The organism is Ensifer sp. EB106-05-01-XG146, from assembly GCF_058791875.1.
In genome coordinates this window covers 28,758-44,841 of the sequence record NZ_JBYTDX010000003.1, presented here as the reverse complement: position 1 = coordinate 44,841, position 16,084 = coordinate 28,758, and the positions used below count along the sequence as shown (strand labels likewise).

General features: G+C 57.9%; 12 protein-coding genes. 4 read left to right on the top strand and 8 right to left on the bottom strand.

Annotated features, from left to right (window positions below; genetic code table 11):
• Nucleotides 1–7: 7 nt before the first annotated feature.
• Genes AC3WVQ_RS28730 through AC3WVQ_RS28720 form a run of 3 tightly spaced genes read left to right on the top strand, consistent with a single transcriptional unit; the run spans nucleotide 8 to nucleotide 4,926 of the window.
• Complete coding sequence (locus AC3WVQ_RS28730) at nucleotides 8–1,843, top strand: di-heme-cytochrome C peroxidase (RefSeq protein WP_492383335.1); 1,836 nt, start codon at nucleotides 8–10, stop codon at nucleotides 1,841–1,843.
• Nucleotides 1,844–1,894: 51 nt separating this feature from the next.
• Nucleotides 1,895–3,085, top strand: coding sequence for a catalase family protein (locus AC3WVQ_RS28725; RefSeq protein ID WP_492383334.1), 1,191 nt, complete (start codon nucleotides 1,895–1,897; stop codon nucleotides 3,083–3,085).
• A gap of 2 nt (nucleotides 3,086–3,087) precedes the next feature.
• Complete coding sequence (locus tag AC3WVQ_RS28720; RefSeq protein ID WP_492383333.1) at nucleotides 3,088–4,926, top strand: c-type cytochrome; 1,839 nt, start codon at nucleotides 3,088–3,090, stop codon at nucleotides 4,924–4,926.
• 458 nt (nucleotides 4,927–5,384) lie between these two features.
• Here the strand turns inward: AC3WVQ_RS28720 and AC3WVQ_RS28715 are convergent, their stop codons facing one another.
• Nucleotides 5,385–5,708 (bottom strand): hypothetical protein, encoded by a 324-nt coding sequence (locus AC3WVQ_RS28715; protein ID WP_492383332.1) that lies wholly within the window; start codon nucleotides 5,706–5,708, stop codon nucleotides 5,385–5,387.
• On the opposite strand from AC3WVQ_RS28715, the gene AC3WVQ_RS28710 reads away from it, so the two are divergent.
• Nucleotides 5,628–6,914, top strand: coding sequence for an ISKra4 family transposase (locus AC3WVQ_RS28710; protein ID WP_492383560.1), 1,287 nt, complete (start codon nucleotides 5,628–5,630; stop codon nucleotides 6,912–6,914). The two genes, AC3WVQ_RS28715 and AC3WVQ_RS28710, sit on opposite strands and share 81 nt — an antisense overlap.
• A 189-nt stretch (nucleotides 6,915–7,103) precedes the next feature.
• On the opposite strand, the gene AC3WVQ_RS28705 is transcribed toward AC3WVQ_RS28710, so the two are convergent.
• From AC3WVQ_RS28705 to AC3WVQ_RS28675, 7 genes are all read right to left on the bottom strand, one after another.
• Nucleotides 7,104–7,349, bottom strand: a complete 246-nt coding sequence (locus AC3WVQ_RS28705; protein WP_492383331.1) for a hypothetical protein — start codon at nucleotides 7,347–7,349, stop codon at nucleotides 7,104–7,106.
• Nucleotides 7,350–7,353: 4 nt separating this feature from the next.
• Nucleotides 7,354–8,898 (bottom strand): hypothetical protein, encoded by a 1,545-nt coding sequence (locus tag AC3WVQ_RS28700; RefSeq protein ID WP_492383330.1) that lies wholly within the window; start codon nucleotides 8,896–8,898, stop codon nucleotides 7,354–7,356.
• 90 nt (nucleotides 8,899–8,988) lie between these two features.
• On the bottom strand, nucleotides 8,989–9,963 hold the full coding sequence (locus AC3WVQ_RS28695; RefSeq protein WP_492383329.1) for an NAD(P)/FAD-dependent oxidoreductase: 975 nt from the start codon (nucleotides 9,961–9,963) through the stop codon (nucleotides 8,989–8,991).
• Between the two features lie 59 nt (nucleotides 9,964–10,022).
• Nucleotides 10,023–11,771 (bottom strand): ferritin-like domain-containing protein, encoded by a 1,749-nt coding sequence (locus AC3WVQ_RS28690; RefSeq protein ID WP_492383328.1) that lies wholly within the window; start codon nucleotides 11,769–11,771, stop codon nucleotides 10,023–10,025.
• Nucleotides 11,772–13,100: a radical SAM protein gene (locus AC3WVQ_RS28685; RefSeq protein ID WP_492383327.1), complete on the bottom strand. Its 1,329-nt coding sequence runs from the start codon at nucleotides 13,098–13,100 to the stop codon at nucleotides 11,772–11,774.
• Nucleotides 13,101–13,104: 4 nt separating this feature from the next.
• Nucleotides 13,105–14,727, bottom strand: a complete 1,623-nt coding sequence (locus AC3WVQ_RS28680; RefSeq protein WP_492383326.1) for a hypothetical protein — start codon at nucleotides 14,725–14,727, stop codon at nucleotides 13,105–13,107.
• 91 nt (nucleotides 14,728–14,818) lie between these two features.
• A complete protein-coding gene (locus AC3WVQ_RS28675; RefSeq protein WP_492383325.1) occupies nucleotides 14,819–15,793 on the bottom strand; it encodes a trypsin-like serine peptidase in 975 nt (324 codons plus the stop codon).
• Nucleotides 15,794–16,084 lie beyond the last annotated feature (291 nt).

Sequence of the window (16,084 nt, the reverse complement as noted above, 5' to 3'; positions counted from 1 at the left end):
CCGCTTCATGCAAGTCAGAGCGATCAACCCTGAAAGGAACGTCAAAATGAGAGTGCGCCCCAGTCTCCCCGCCACTGCCGCCCTCGTCTTGGCGCTGGCAGCTGGCACCGCAAGTGGCCAAAGCGTTTGGCAGGGATGGACAGCCGATGAGCGCGAGGCAATGTATTACGGCACACAGGGCTCGCGACTTATCCCCAAGACCTGGCTAGACGCCTTAGTCATGGACGACGGCACACCCTTCGCCTCGATCGAGAACCTAACCTCCTATGGGCTCTTGCCGCCGCCTGACGGTGGCGCCAGCAGCTATCCGATTGGCGTGGCCATCGATCGGCAGGCGGACAGAGATTTTAGTTTTTCCAAACTGCGTTGGTACAAAGGCCAGGGCGATCGCGACACCACTGCCGAGCCTTGGGTGGGCCTCAATTGTACCGCGTGCCATACCGGCGCTTATACGGTTGCAGGACAGACGAATGTCGTCGACGGTGCTCCTAGTCTCTTCGACTATCAGAGCTTCGTCGAGGGACTCGACAAGGCGATGAAAGGCACACTGAGCAACGCTGACCGCTGGACGCGCCTTGTCGAAGACGTCCTGGGTCGACGAAACACGCCCGAAAACGCCGCGATGCTGAAGGCCGCCTTCACCTCGCTACTCGCGTGGGAAGAGAAGACCGACCAGATGAACCAGACGCCACTAAGATATGGCCATGGCCGAGTTGATGCGGTGGGCCATATTCTCAACCGAGTGCTGATGTTTGCGGAGGCGCCGGTCAGCGCCGGAAATGCCTCGAATGCGCCGGTCAGCTACCCGTTTCTGTGGAACATCTGGAAGCAGCACCGTGTCCAATATGACGGCTCGGTGACCAACAGCCGCATCAAGATCGGCGATGGCTGGGTCGAATATGGTGCCCTGGGCCGCAATACTGGCGAAGTGCTTGGCGTCTTCGGCGATATCGTCTTGAAGGACAAATCTCTGCTCAGCGGGCTAGTCGGCTACGACTCTTCGGTCGATGTCCGCAATCTGATGCGAATGGAGATTCTGCTACAGAAGCTGGAGCCGCCAGCCTGGCCCGACGCCTTTCCCGCCCTCGTGCAGGACAAGGTGGCGCGCGGCCAGACCGTCTTCCGCAATCGCTGCGCCAGTTGCCATTTGACCCCAGACATGCAAGTCGATGGCCAGCCGACCGAACGGATGATCCCGCTGATCAACACGCCGCCGGAGGACCTCACCGACATCTGGATGGCCTGCAACGCCTATGTCTACAGCGGCCCGACCGGCCCGTTGAAAGGCTCCAAGGATCTTGAGGGCAAGATCCTTGGAGCCGACGCACCAGTCTTCAGTATGCTCGGCACAACTGTACGTGGTGCACTGGTCGGCAGCAAGCTCGACCTGCTGAAGGAAGTCGGGCTGACCTTCGCCGGGGTCCAGCGGCTCCCGGATGTCTTCATCGCTTCGCCCAGCCCGTTCGATCCCCGCGCCAACGAGCGCACGCTTTGCATGAACACGCCGAACGTCGATATCCTCGCCTACAAGGCTCGACCTCTTGATGGCATCTGGGCGACAGCCCCCTATCTTCACAACGGCTCGGTGCCAACTTTATGGCAACTGTTGCTGCCGGCAGATCAGCGCATGACCGAGTTCTGGGTCGGCAACCGAACCTACGATCCACAGAACGTCGGCTATGTCACCGAAAAGCCTGATAACGGCCCAGCCTTCCTGTTTCAGGTGAAGGATACGAGTGGCAAGCTAATCGAGGGCAACAGCAACAGGGGCCACGAATACGGCGTCGGAAACCTCAAAGATGCTGATCGCTGGGCGCTTCTCGAATATCTGAAGTCGCTCTAATGAAAAGACAGGGATGATGTCCAGAGTCGCCCGCCCGGCGAAGGGGGAGTGATGAAACGAAGGCGAATCCTTTACGGGCTGATCATGCTGGCCTTTGCGGCCTTCGCGATCCGGGACCTATATCCCGAGACGCGGGATTTGCAACCGACGAATGCCCAGGCGTTTGATCTCAAGGCATATCGCGGCGCAATGCTGGAAGCGATCTATCCCCGGCCTGACGCCTATCTGGGTGAGGAGCTACAGCCCGACGAAGTCCTAGCAGCGGCCGATCTAATCGAAGAGCTCGCCCGCAAGGTCCAAACCGACTACGCGGCGGGCGCTGCTCGCCGCGACGCTCATCCGAAAGCGCATGGCTGCGTCACCGCCACGCTCGCTTTGGACGCCCACCTACCGGCCGAGCTTACCGGAGGCATCATACAGCCGAGCGCCAACTACGATGCCGTGGTGCGCTTCTCAAACGGCTCTCCTGACCCCAACGCCTCAGATACTAACGGCGATACCCGCGGCATGGCGATCAAACTGTTCGGCGTGCCGGGCGGCAAGCTACTCTCCGATCCGGGCAACCCTGATGCGCAGGACTTCATCCTGATATCCAGCCCTTTCTTTTTCATCAACTCGGCCCGCAACTATACCCGCTTCTTCCAGGCGGTCGACAGCGGCTCGTTCCTTCGATTAGCAGCGGTCCCGACGTATCTGGGCTGGCAAGGCAGCATGAATGCCTTCCACATGCTGCGCCAGAAGATCGCCAATCCGCTCGAGACCCGTTACTGGTCGGTAGTCCCGTCGCAACTTGGCGAAGGCGAGGGTCGGCAGGCGGTCAAATTTTCGGCCCGACCGCTCGGCCCCACGTCCAGCACCATCCCGACGAACGCTGACCCCAACTTCCTTCGTGCCGCACTTGTCGCCACCCTTTCCAAGGCGAATTACCAAATGGAATTCATGATTCAGCGCCGCGGCAATACTGGTCTTAGCGTCGAGGACTCAATCCCGGAATGGTTAGAATCCGAGGCACCGTTCCAGCGCATCGGCGTGCTGACCATCCACCAGCAAACCTTTAACACGGCCGCGCGCAACACTTATTGTGAGAACCTTAGCTTCAACCCATGGCATAGCCTGCCGGCCCATCGTCCGCTCGGCATGATCAGTCGTACCCGCCGCGTAGTCTATCAGGCGATCGCCGAGCTTCGCCACCGTATGAACGACGCAACCTTTTCAACGGGATTGCCAACGGACGGTAGATAATCATGTCGATCGCACGAATTCTCTGCGGCACGTTCGTCGTCGCGGCCTTCACGGGAGGCGGGCTCTACGCCACTAAGTGCTATCTCGATTTCGATCACACCGGTGTCGCGCTTCTACCGCCCAATGGTCAGCCTCACGTGCAACCTACGCCTGACGACTGGCCAATCGAACGCGCCAAGCGCAATGCCGCCAAAGAAACCTACATTAAGCAAAACAAAATTGCCTTCGACTGGTTCGCCGACTTTCCCTTCTCGCAAACCGACGGCACCGCGCTGATCATCTTACGGCTTTTGCCGCTGCTCGCGCCTGAACAATGGCAAAACGGCGACAAACTATTGTCCGAAGTCGGTCTATTCATGGATCCTCGCAATAGACAGACCTTCCTGCCGCGGGGGGTGGGGTTTTCTGGCCTAGACCCGACGGCGCCTGCGGACCAAGTCGACGTGACGTCGTTCACCTGCGGTGCTTGCCATATTGGCCGCGTAACTGATGCAAGCGGAGAGACAATCTTTATCGACGGCGCGGTGAATGGCAGCTTCAACATCGTGAAGTACTATGCCGAGACCGCTCGCACGATCCGCAAGCTATATGGCGGCAAGACTGATCGCGGCGAGCAGATCGACGAGCTGACCGCCGCGGTTCTGGTGGCGTTGGATAAGGCCGTGGAATCGTCGCCGACGTATTTTTATCAGAACTGGGCGTACGGGAAGCGAACCTACGATGCCGACTACGAGGCACACCAGGTGGCGTTGTTCCGGGCCGATGCCCGCCGCTATGTCACGCGCTTCGCCGATTATACCGAGGGCTTTGTAGGAGCCTTTGGCGATTATCTCGACAAGACCTATTCTGGCTACCAACAGCAGATGCTATCCGGCTTACCGGGAATGGCCGACGCCACTGGTGTCAGCGCCACCCATGGCTACGAGAAGCTAAGGGCGCGGGTCGGTGCATGGCTCGGCGCCATTATCCTCCCCGATCATCCAGGCATCACCGACTTCATGCCGGTCTGGGAGCAGAATACCCGCGCTGTGGAATGGGACTCGGGCAAGAAGCAACTGATAAACGGCGGCGGGCAGTACAACGGCAACATCCCAATCCCGGTGTTTCGCAATTTGGCCGCCTCGACCACGATGGGGTTGACCGATCCGGACATTCGCGTGCCAGCCTTTGCGGCCCAATTACTGGACGGCCTGCCGGCGACGCCATATCCCTTCGATATAAAAATCGAAAAAGCAAAGCGCGGCGAAGCGCTCTTCACCGAGAACTGTGCCGGCTGCCACCAGCCCCGGAACGGCGCGATCTATGCCGACCTTGGTACCGATCCTTCGCGTAGCCAAGTTGTCAACACCACTCTGATGCTGTCAGCGCGACATATGTACACCGTTTTCTGCTCGCCCGACCTGACGCTTGATTTGGCTGGAAGCAAAGTCAAGCCCTGCGCCGAATATCAGGGCGTGTCCCTTAAGAATTTCGGCACCGCTATCATGCGGCCGCTCGTCGACCAGCGCGGCTACAACGCCACCGCCCTGCGCGGCATATGGGCTAGCGCACCCTACCTGCACAACGGCTCTGTGCCCACCATGCGCCAACTGCTGATCCCCGGCGATAGGCCGGACCGTTTCGTCCGTGGACGCCTCGAATATGACACCGCGGGTATGGGCTTTTTCTGGCAAGAGCCTGCGAGCGATGGCGAGGTAACCGTCGATACCACCGCCTTCCCGGCGCTGAATCACCGCGGACACGACAGAGATGTTGAGAGCGATGGCAAGCGTTACAGACTGGACTGGACCGACGACCCGCAGGGCGCAGCCGATCTGATCGAATATCTCAAGACTCTCTGAGATCGAACTATGAAGGAAGACCGTACGTGAACCGCTTTCACGTACGACCGGACACTCAGCATAAGCAGGAAGGATCAAGCACAGGTTTGGGCATAGGCTGGACGAGGCAGCGGCCCTGAGGGCAATCCAGGACTTGCGACAGACCGAAACCGCGATAATTGTGGTAGCCGTCTGGGTGGCGGGGGAATGACGGAAGAACAATAGCGGACGGCATGCGGGAGAAATAACGCGAGCTAAGTCGCTCGCATGACCACCTCGGCTGCGACCGAAACAAGCAGTAAGGCCAGTGCAGCGGCTGTGCCGCACCGCGCTATCTTCATCCTGCGGCCGCGAGCGCCGTTCCAGGCATAACCCATTATGTTAGAAAAACCACAGAATTGTCCTTAGGGACAAGATCACGCTCAAAGCAAACGGCAGCGCCCCTCTGTAGCTGACGCGCCCAGTCCCGACGGGAACACTTAACGGTAGATGTCGAGCGTCCGGTTCCGGTGGTTGGGGTGGATGCTGTAAACGAAGATGCAATTGAGATCCCGATCGGTCAGCATCCGCAGGAAGCGCGCTTCGGGAGCGGGAAAAAGGTGGGGGTAAGAATCTTCGGTTAATCGGGGCCTTTTCGGAAGGGGCACTCGTTGACAGCGCAATTGAGGATGAACATTTGGGTCGAGCTTGTCGGGGTCGATGGCGTTGCGAAACGTCGGGAAATCGCAATCGTCGAACGGATTGTCGATGGAGCGCGGCTCGATGACCTCGGCCTCTCCCTGGGAGACGGCAAGGTGATACAACGCCGTCTGCAGGAGGAGCTGACACAGTTTCAGGCGGATCAAGCCGGCCAGCAGGATCGGAAATGTCATGACTGCAACCGCCTTCGGGGGGTTCATGATTACAGATTTCGTACGGTCCATTCGCTCTTCGGACGTTGTCGTGTGCGCGTGCCCCGATTGCGCAGCTGCGCGTGCGGAAAGACGGCAAGATCGGGTACTGGAAGCATCGAGACCCTGTTGAATGGCAGAGCAACGCCAGAATTGGAGCGGATCCAGGCCGAACTCGGCTCCCGGCTGTCGTTTCGGGAAGCCGCCCGTGTGCTCGATCTCTTTGTTCCGGCCGCGCGACCGCATAATCATCGGACCGTCAGCAACCGGCTCGCCAAGGTCGCCGATCAGATCGAAAAGTGGGACGTCGCAAGCCCTTACCGCATCAGCCGAGCCAGCGAATCCGCCGTTTCCGTTTTCATTGATGGCGCTTACATTCGCGCAGTTCCCGGATATCAAAGCCGGCATTTCGAGATCGCGATGGGACGCGTTGTGTCACAGGGTCGGCCACCGCGTCAGTTCGCGGCTGCGCCGAACGTGGCCACCGGCAAGCACGATGTCGTTCGTGCGGCGATGCGAGCGCAAGGATGGCTGCCGGGTCGCGATGTTACTGTCTTCAGCGACGGCGAAATCGGGCTGCAAAGTATCGTGCTCAGCGCAACACACCACCCCGTAACGCATATTCTTGACTGGTTTCACCTGTCGATGCGGCTCCGGCACATCGAACAGGCCTGGGAAGGAATAAAGCATGTCCACGACCGGAACATCTACCTTTGGGACGTCGCGGTTCATGTGCCGAGGCTTCGGCATCTCCTTTGGAGCGGATACGTCAGGGAGGCAACCAGAGCCGTGAAGCATATGCTCGACCAGTTGGAGCAGCACACTTGGCTGCCACAAGCCAGCAACAAGCTCAAGCGCCTGTACGAACTGATCAGAAATCTTCGCACCTATCTGGTCCAGAACAAGGCTTCGATTGTCGACTACTGCCGACGATATTGGGCAGGTCAGCCGATTTCGAGTTCTCCGGCCGAAAGTGCCGCCAACAGCCTCGTCAATGCCCGTATGAACAAGAAGCGTCAGATGCGCTGGTCTCCGATTGGCGCTCATCGGGTCCTTCAGGTCCGAGCCGCGGTTGCCGACGGACGCCTCAAACAAGCCAAGCTTGCCCTTGCAGCTTGAACCCCCACCTTTTTCCCGCTCCCAAAGAAACGGCCGCATTCTTACTTTCAAGTGCCAAACGACACCCGCGAAAACATACGGCTCTCGCAGCAGGGATTCGCCGATCTCCCGGCGGCGGCCGCCGTTTCGTCTCCGCGCTTGAAAACGGGAAACAGACGCTTGAGTTTGGTAAGGCCCTCGTGCAGGAGACTAGCGAGTAACCTTCCAATCCTGCATGATTAGAGTATCACCACTGGCAAAACCGTTGGTGGTGATTTTTACTCCCACCAATTGATCGAGCGCGCGATCACCAAATGAGGGGCCAGCTTGTCGCTGCAGGACAAACTTTTGCCCTTCGTCGGTTTCCAATACCACGGCATGGCGCTCACTCTTCGACCCAATGTCAGTACGCTCTGAAATCACTTTTCCAGTGATCGTGACGCGCTCGAAATCCATATCGCTATCTGCTTTCGCATTCCTCGATGTTGAACAAGCCGTCATCGATTATATGCCCAATCAAGACGCGATAGGTAACGAAATTTCGCTCAAACTCATCTTTGGTGTCACTAATGGTCTCTTTGGTTGCTACCGCGACCTTACGGTCACCAGGCATCGCCGCCTTTGCAGCCTGGAAAGCGGGCCCGCCGGAAACAGTAAAAACCTCGACTTTGGTCATCCCTTGTCCTCGGGCAATTTCTGCAAAGCGATCGATGGCGAGCGACGTCTGGTTCACTCTCCGTCCCGGTCGAGTGGCGGCAGAGGCTATGGACTCTCCCGCGCTCGCTAGTGCAACTCTTCGTAACTTGCGCTCACCCATCGCATCTGCTGGCAGCGGGGCCATCTTCGGAGTTATGGCCCCACCTGCCGGCACAACCGTTATAGTGACAGGGCAGAGCGAAGGATCGCCCAAAAGCAGAAACTGAGCGATAGTCTTGAGGTTGGTCGCCATAGACATTACTTGGGTCAAAATGAAATCCTGACGCGCCTGCAAAAGCGCCCGGCCCGACGATGCTCCACCAAGCACCTTCTGCAGGAAAAGTTGGCAGATGAGGTCGGCCTGTCCTGTCGACGATGCGGGACCGTAGGAGATATTTGTTGATCCGAGGAACGAGGCGGCTCCTTGCATCAAGTAGTCCATACAAATGGGTTTTGCTCTTCCAAGCAGGAGATAATTGTAAAGTTCAGCACCGTAGCAGCACTCCGCAGCCGCCACTGATCCGCGACTGATAGCTCCCGCAGGGATCTTGCTGGAGTCCATCGCATCGCTGTACGCACCACCGGCGTCTTCGCCGTAGAAACGATAATCACCCGAGTTGCCGTGACAATTTATGAAGTGCGCTTTGCGGCCCAACGACGGGTCAATGAGATTGTGTCCGCTTGGTCCAGATAAATAAAGGCCTGCTGCGGTCCCGAACACTGTATTCAGGCTCAGCTGCGTCGAAATTTGCCAGATATCGGCGCTGATCGCAAAGAACGACGCAAAGGCCTCGGGAGGAGATGAGAGTTGACCTATGCATCCGTCAATGAGCGCGACAAGGATCTTGTAATCTTTTTCTCCAAAACTTGCGGGAAGCCGACCCACTACTCTCGTGACATTGAGAAAGTTTGCGGCGACTTTACTGAAGGGGCTGGGCGACGCATAAGGCAGGTCACTGGGGATAGTCCTATCCCGGTCCGCAAGACCTGAAACAGGATTGAGCTCGATGTGAGGGATGATGTCCGGTCCATCCAGAAGCATGATGTAATCACAAGCAAGCGAGCTGTGAATAGCATCAACGGCCTCTTTTGCTCCGCGTTCGTCCTTAGGACTGATGACGGGCTTTCCATGTACTGTCTTCATGTGGGCGGTGTCATCGATATCGAACACCTGTGTGTTCAATCCTCTTGTTGCGTCATGGGCGATCATTCGGGCAAGAGCGGCGTAGATCGCAGCCGCACCTGCCGAGCCATATTTGGCTTGAAGAGCCAAGTTGTTGGATACTATCGCCTTATGTACCAGTGCCATCTCGTTACCCCCGCATTTAAGCTTTATCCGTCAGCTACCCTGACAATGGCCGCGTACGCGAAACGGGACTACGATCAGCGCCAACCATGGTCATCTCGGCTGATAGGCCTTCACTCCAGGCTCACCATCGCGCAAAAACGCAAGATACTCGGCCCAGAGCGGATCACACGCAAATGGAGACGCCGCTACGATTTCGGCAATGAGCAACCGCGCGTTCGCGACATTGCGCTTGCGATCGGCGGGAAAAACGGTCGCGGGTTGGCCGAGGCTTGCCCGCACTGACTGGACGGCTCCAACAAGTCCGACAGCAATTCCCTGAGATGAAAGAGCGTCTTGGGCTATGGCGGCGTCACCGATTTGCACCGACCCGATGCTTGCATCTGCCCATTGCATCGTTGTTGCCCCCGAGCGCCCGACTTCAGCGAAATCCAGCGGCAGGTCGTCAATCATCCACCTGGAGCTCTGCGCCACTTCGGCGCGAACCTCGCTCCAAGGGCTCCGCATCAATGCACCAGTGCCGACGACACCGAAGCACACGCGATGAGCATTGCCCATCCGGTAGAAGTATCCACGCTTGCCCGCACTGATGCGAAATGTGGGTGCGGTCGTTTCATTAGTGTCGAAAAGCCATTGGCGACCTGCGATCGGTCGACGTGGCTTGTGGGTAGCCAGAGCTGTGATACTGCTTCTGCCGGACGAATCGAGGACGAGTACGCCATCGCCTGCGTCTCCCTGCACTGCTTGTCGGCCAACTCTTGCTGTTGAGAGCTTGACGCCGAGACGCTCTGCTATCGCGAAAAGGGCGATATCGAGTTCGGGACGACTGACGTGGACGCGACCGGCATTCTCTTTTCGAAAGGGTTCACTTTGCGGTTCCCATTGGCGAATCTGCTCGTTGAACACTCTCTCCACGCCGAGCTGGCGGGGGAGTACGCCCATCTCAATCAGCAAAGCCATTGTCTGCGACGGAACGCTTTCGATCGTGGCGGCGACCTCCAAAGACGGCCATGTTGGACTTCGGACCTCCACCTCCAATCCGTTGTGCCGGGCGCAGATGGCAGCCATCAGACCCGTTGGCCCGCCACCAAATACAACTAACTTGAGAGGCCTCCTCATTTTAGTTGCTAGGGTGGAGAAATTGGCGCGAAGCGAGGATCTGTGACAACGTCGAACACAACCAAGAAGCCAGCCACGGCGACATCAGAGGCCAATGAGCTGAGCCCGTCAGCAACCATTTCGCGGCGTGCATTATTGATCTCAGGCGCCCCCTGAAAACGACCCTTCATATATCCAATGTGAAGGTCTTTGAGCACGTTGAGGTATGCGGCCTGCAGCGCCGAATGCTCAGGTTGGTCAGACTCCGGGCTCGTAGCTCCCGGATTGTGAAGATATTGGGTCTCCTGATAACCACCCAACCACTCCTGGATGTCGAGAAACGTCTGGTAGTGATCTTCACCTTCCGCGATAATCGAGCTAACTGCTTCAACCCACTCCTCAGCAACCCCCTCGGGCATGTCGGAGGGCGGCTCCTTAAGTGTCGCCAGGATGTCGATGTATAGTCCGTCTACGCCGGCCGATGGCGCTTCAATGTCGATGAAGTCTAGGATCGCCGCTTTTGAAGCCACCCGGGGGGTTACTGGCCGGTAGCCCCCTCCGGGGCGCGGCAACCGGTCGGCAACCTGCAACGCAGGTTCAAACGAGCCAGGCGAACTGATGGCCCGAATGACATCGTTTACGGCACGCGTATGCCGCATCTCCCCAATTGCGATCCGCATGATTTCGGCCCGCGCCGCCCGGACACTATCTCTTAGAGCAGCGTCGCCAACAAGCGAAACATCAGAGTCTCGCCTAAACGAGAATGCGGCGGCCAGGTATTCGTGTGCCACCGCCAGCTCGACCCCTGCAGCATAGCGCAGGTGCCTGAGCAAGGTGGCTCGATCTGGAAATGCGGTTCCATGCACGATGCCAGGTTGGAACGGCGACGTTGTTTCCCTCCGATTGATGACGAAGTGCAGTTCTTCCCAGCGGTGGTTGATCTCGTGATAGTCAAGTTCGCCGCGGGGTCGGAACGGGCCCGCGGATGCCGGCGGTTCGTCTCGCACGACCCGATCCGCTCTTTGCCAGGGCACCGAGACGGTCCACTTCTGGTCCTGCGCGCCGGGGCCGCCAGAAGGATAGATGGGCTGCACGATGTCTGGATGATTGCTGGCCCAGTAGTGGCAACCGCAATCTCGGAAATCATGTGTCCACGGACTACAAAGTGATTGGCTCATCTCACCCGGCAGAAAGATCGACGACAAGGCACCATTGTCGTCGAGATATCTTTCCCGCTTGGTGTTGAGCGTGAGTGTCGTTCCGCTGGTGCGTTCGAACGTGACCTTCAGGGGCGATCCCTCGGTTATCATCCGTATCGCTGTCCAGCTGTCGGGCGGCAACCTGTTCGGCCCATGACTCTTGTCGTTCAGCGCTGCTAGGTTGAAGGCCAGTTGCCCCAAGATTCCAAACGTACCTTCCAACCTGCTGACGACAGGTGCTACGCCTTCTCCGATATCGCCGGCAATCTCTTCGTATACCTGAAAATCTTCCGCGGATATGTCCCCACGCTGCGCCGCTGCTTGTGCTGGACCTATATCCACACTCACCACGCTGATATCGCGCACCGTTGGCACAACGTCCATCTCCATGAAGGGAACAAACCGTCGCTCCAAATTTCGAACATCACATTCGAGTCCCGGGTAGCAGTTGCCGACGCCGGACTCGAGCCGCGACGATACCGGATTGCCGGCCACCTGATGTCTTCCGCTAGTCGAACCCGAGAGCAGGCGGAGCGCGGTTAGATTCCTTGGGAGCAGTTTACCTTCGTTGGCTGACATTCAGGTCTCCATGGCGCCGACAGCGGGGGGTTGAAGGTGGTTGGGAGACATGGCGGTCAATTCGCAATAGGTCTTGAGGCAAAAGAGTAGCCAATTGCGCACAAAGTCACAGCTTGCCGAGGTCCGGGTACTTGCCTCTTGGTGACATCCGCCGGAACAGAGGTACCTAGCCCAACATCTTTGACAGTCGGTTTGGTTGTGAACGTGCCTGGCGGAAAGGAATTCAATTCGGCGACCTTGATCAATGCCTGATGAGCTTCCCAGTTCGAACTCGAAATCCCCTATCGCACGGTGGCACGCGTACCATTTGCCGTCAGCGGCGACGGAGAAGTACCCGCCTCCGGCACCACACGAATACGGCGATGCCCATCCTCTGTGGATTTGCTTCATGGCGATTGCGAGGTTGGTCAATCTGATCGATTTTCCCGCTTTTGCTCTTACCACTTCGCCCGAAGCAACGCTGCTGAGTTCGTTGAAGTAGCTGGAATAGTCGCCATCACTAAAGCCACTTTCGTCCATGGCCTTTCGCAACGGCGATATTCCAACCTCCAGAAAGCCCATCCCCAACACCGCGTCGAACTGGCGTTGGAGACCCGTTCCATTCTTGCGGACCGTCATGCGTGCCGCAACTTGAGCCAAACCCGGTCTCTCAAGGAGCGGAGCCAGTTTCCGCTCCAAGATCTCGTGGGTACCTCGGCCACGGTTGTCGGGCCGTTGCTGGTCGTGATGCTCGCGATCTCCATCGACGCTTACCGTGACGGCAAACCTGTTGGACCTGAACATCGCCACGTCCTCGTCGCTTACCAGGGTACCGTTGGTCGTGATAGAGAAGCGCACATCAAGGCCACGCTTTGCGCCGTGAAACGAGGCATACTTAACCGCGTCATGAACCAGACTACGGTTCACCAATGGCTCGCCGCCGAGAAAGCCTATGGTCACCGGCGCGTCGGCAGACGCACGCAAAAACAGTCCATCGATTGCGCGGTATGCTGTTTCCGCATCCATTCGTGACGACTGCTTGCCGGAGAAGCCGCCGCGGTCGGCGTAGCAATAGCCGCACGACAGATTGCAGGACGACGAGACGTTCAATGAGATGCTTTGAGGAGTTGGGAGCGGGACCTGCGACAATTCACCGTCGAGCGGCGTAACCTCGCCAAGGGCGGTTACCAGTTTTGTTATCTCTTCCGCATTGCGATCCCATGACGCCGCCAGCTCGGAAGGCACATCGAATAGACGCGTGTAGGGAACAACCAGAATATGGTCGCCCACTGCCGACTTGAATCTCATGGAGTGGGGCCAACCGGCGTTCGCATGCACATGTGTCGCCATGTGGTCATCCCTGCCTTTCACCGATATCGAGCGATGCCAGGACAGCTGCCTTGCGGCGCGCGGCCTTCTCCGAGACCAGCATCGGCCGCGGCAGTGCACCCTTGGGCTTTGTGAGCGTGTAGGCGACCCATTTCATTATGAGGTCGTATTGCCAGGTGGCCACCGTCAGCGGTTGAGCATTCGATTGTCGCATGAAGGGTGGCATCTGCATGGAAGAGACACCCCTATCTTCCTCGGGGCCGACGAAGAACGGCGGTCGCACCAAATCTTTGATGCGGTCAGGCATCAAGGCGACGAGTTTCTCAAGTCCTTGCAGGTCAGCCAGATCGCGATGTCTCATCCTTGCATGTTGGCTGAGCGGGAGGGGCTCCGCGTTCGTTGAGCCGGCAATTGAGTAGAGCGGGTCTCGCAAGCGATCGCGTCCGCCGAGCGCATAGTCTGGTCTTGGTCGGTTTCCATTGTCGAGGTCAGTAAGCCCTAGCTGAGGCGCCGGGATTTGGATCGCCCGCCGAAGGACGTAATCGTCAAGATTGACCAGCGAAACCGTTTCGTAGGCGCGTTCAAAGAAATCCTCGATCCAGACATCGAGCTCGTCTGCGGTCATCGCATTGTTTCTCTGCTGCCAGTCGCCGGAGCGATCATTGAGTTCGTCCGCCAGTGACAAAAATGGCCGACGATCGGGAGCAAAATCAGGCGGAGCCACAAAAGCGACCGACCGTCCAGGCGGGATCTCTCGCCCATCTTGTCGTTCGAGACGAACTTCGAAATGCACCTCGCATGTGTCATCCACCACGCCGAGTGAGGGGCCAATCGAACCTGTGTCTGCGTTGATAACATCGTAGGTGTTACGCGGAACTACGATCGGCAGCGAAGCTGCGCCGTACCAGCCCGCCTGATCATCAAGGAAGGCATTTTCCGGAGCGACTGCGGGTTGATCACGACCAAGGTCCGGGCGGACATCCGCTGCCTGGCGTGGGCCATAAAACATGCCCGCCGCCGGCCATAGACGAAAGCGCAAAGTCTCCAGGTCGATGTCGCCGAACCAGGGGTGTCCTTCCGCGTTATTTGTGCTTCTAAGGAACTGCACATGCCCAAGTGGAATATGTCTATGCTCAGGTATCATCGGGCGCGTAGAGGGCGGCGATCTTCCCTCAATAAAGTGCTTCCGATGATCCGCGCCCGTAAAGACGAGCGGAGTGTTCGTCCCGAACACCAGGCCAGGGTTTCCAGCGCGCCTGGCCGCCTTACGGTTGGCGGCCGACACTCTAAGAACAATATCGCTCAGCTGAAATCCGTTGTCCTTCAACAGCTGCTCGGAGAGTGGCTTGTCGATCCACGTCTCGGGCGCTGAACCTTCTTTACCCGTGCTTACCCAAACCTCGAAGAAGGGCGCGACCGGCCGCACACGGTCTCCATCCCGAAAGCTGATCTCGGCGGGCAAGTAGGGTCTAATGCTGCCATCGGGCTCAACCGCAAAGGTCCATTGGCGCATGAGCGTGGTCTTGCCGTCATATCGAGGAACCTCCGCGTCTGCCCAGCCAAATGCCTCTACCGCCGTGGTGCTGCTGCCGAGGCGAGCGATGGCCATAGAAGGACTAATCAAAAGGCGCCTTAGTTCACTCGTCATCAACACGCCTCCCTGTGTGCACACTTATTCGGACTGCTCCGCGGATCGGCCCAACCAAGGCTCCACTCCCGATAAGCCGAACCACTCCCGGTTAAGCCGAAAGGGCCTCGGCCAACTCGGTAATTCGAGTGCAGTCTTCGCCTCGGCAACCGGTCGTTGGACAAACAAGAGACACGTAGCAATTTCCGTTGGGAACGTAGTCCGTTTCACCTCTGACCAATATGCCTTCGACGACACCATCGGCGCCAAATACCGGGGAGCCGGAGTTGCCTCCATAGGTATCGAGATTGGCGATAAAATAGGTCAACGCTGTATTGTCGCGAACGTTCGAGCCGTCGGCAAACTTCAGTGGTAGCCCCGAAGGATGCCCCATCACGAAGACCGGTGCGTTGTCTGCGATCCGCCCCGAGGTACGCAAAGTAAGCACGGCACGATCCTGAACAGCCCGATCGAGACGAACGAGCGCCCAGTCCTCGCCCGAACCAGCATTAAGCATCCAACCGATCATCTCTCTACCGGAATAGATGTCGTTATCGGGTATCTTCAACAGAGTGGAATTGGCCGCTGTCATCCGAAAACCAAAAACGAACTTCACTGTCTCGACATTCGATTCATTGATGCAATGCCCAGCAGTGGCGATTATGTCCGGCGCCACCAGAAATCCCGTGCAGAATGCTCCTGTGGGCTGTTCTGCGAAGCGCTCGCCGCCGCATACACCCTGCGATCGAGACAGGGGAACGGTAGATAGGTTGGAGGTCCCATCACCATTGGACACGACGCCCGTATCCCTGAAGAGTGCTGCAACACTCTCGGCAAGAGCCTTCTCAAGGTCGTTCACGAACTCATAGTAATCTTTACGATCGTCGACGCCATATATGCCCTTTTGCTTCGTAGCTAATGCCTCGACCAAGACTTTGGAGTCTGCCGATCCAAGCGCAGATTTCGCTGCACCGTCCTTTGCTAGCGGTTGAGAGCCCGCACCACTTTTCGCAAGGATCTCACGCGAACGCAGTTCCTCCCTTAGCTCTGAAATCGAATACGAATTGAGTTCCGTAGGGTGAGACATGCAACCCTCCCGTGTTGAGCGTCATCTGAACAGACGCCGGCCGCTTAAACATTGAACGATTGGATCGGGATCGCGATAAAACTGCAAATTCTTGCCACGCCTGGAGGCAACAACTAGTCCCATGTTCGGGCGACCAATTGTATGCTTGTCGGCGGATGTTGCTTTTACTGTGATGCAGAGCAGGATGAACCGGTCTTGGGTGCAATTTCGGTCGCGCCGTCGTCCTCTGCCGCACACGGAGTCGGATATTCTTTTCGCTCTCCGTTTTTGGTCCCGCACGTTATGACCTGC

What these genes read in the sequence shown, in the direction of transcription:
- AC3WVQ_RS28730 (WP_492383335.1), top strand. Translation starts at nt 8, where the DNA reads ATGCAAGTCAGAGCGATCAACCCTGAAAGGAACGTCAAAATGAGAGTG.
- AC3WVQ_RS28725 (WP_492383334.1), top strand. Translation starts at nt 1,895, where the DNA reads ATGAAACGAAGGCGAATCCTTTACGGGCTGATCATGCTGGCCTTTGCG.
- AC3WVQ_RS28720 (WP_492383333.1), top strand. Translation starts at nt 3,088, where the DNA reads ATGTCGATCGCACGAATTCTCTGCGGCACGTTCGTCGTCGCGGCCTTC.
- AC3WVQ_RS28705 (WP_492383331.1), bottom strand. Translation starts at nt 7,349, where the DNA reads ATGGATTTCGAGCGCGTCACGATCACTGGAAAAGTGATTTCAGAGCGT.
- AC3WVQ_RS28700 (WP_492383330.1), bottom strand. Translation starts at nt 8,898, where the DNA reads ATGGCACTGGTACATAAGGCGATAGTATCCAACAACTTGGCTCTTCAA.
- AC3WVQ_RS28695 (WP_492383329.1), bottom strand. Translation starts at nt 9,963, where the DNA reads ATGGCTGCCATCTGCGCCCGGCACAACGGATTGGAGGTGGAGGTCCGA.
- AC3WVQ_RS28690 (WP_492383328.1), bottom strand. Translation starts at nt 11,771, where the DNA reads ATGTCAGCCAACGAAGGTAAACTGCTCCCAAGGAATCTAACCGCGCTC.
- AC3WVQ_RS28685 (WP_492383327.1), bottom strand. Translation starts at nt 13,100, where the DNA reads ATGGCGACACATGTGCATGCGAACGCCGGTTGGCCCCACTCCATGAGA.
- AC3WVQ_RS28680 (WP_492383326.1), bottom strand. Translation starts at nt 14,727, where the DNA reads ATGACGAGTGAACTAAGGCGCCTTTTGATTAGTCCTTCTATGGCCATC.
- AC3WVQ_RS28675 (WP_492383325.1), bottom strand. Translation starts at nt 15,793, where the DNA reads ATGTCTCACCCTACGGAACTCAATTCGTATTCGATTTCAGAGCTAAGG.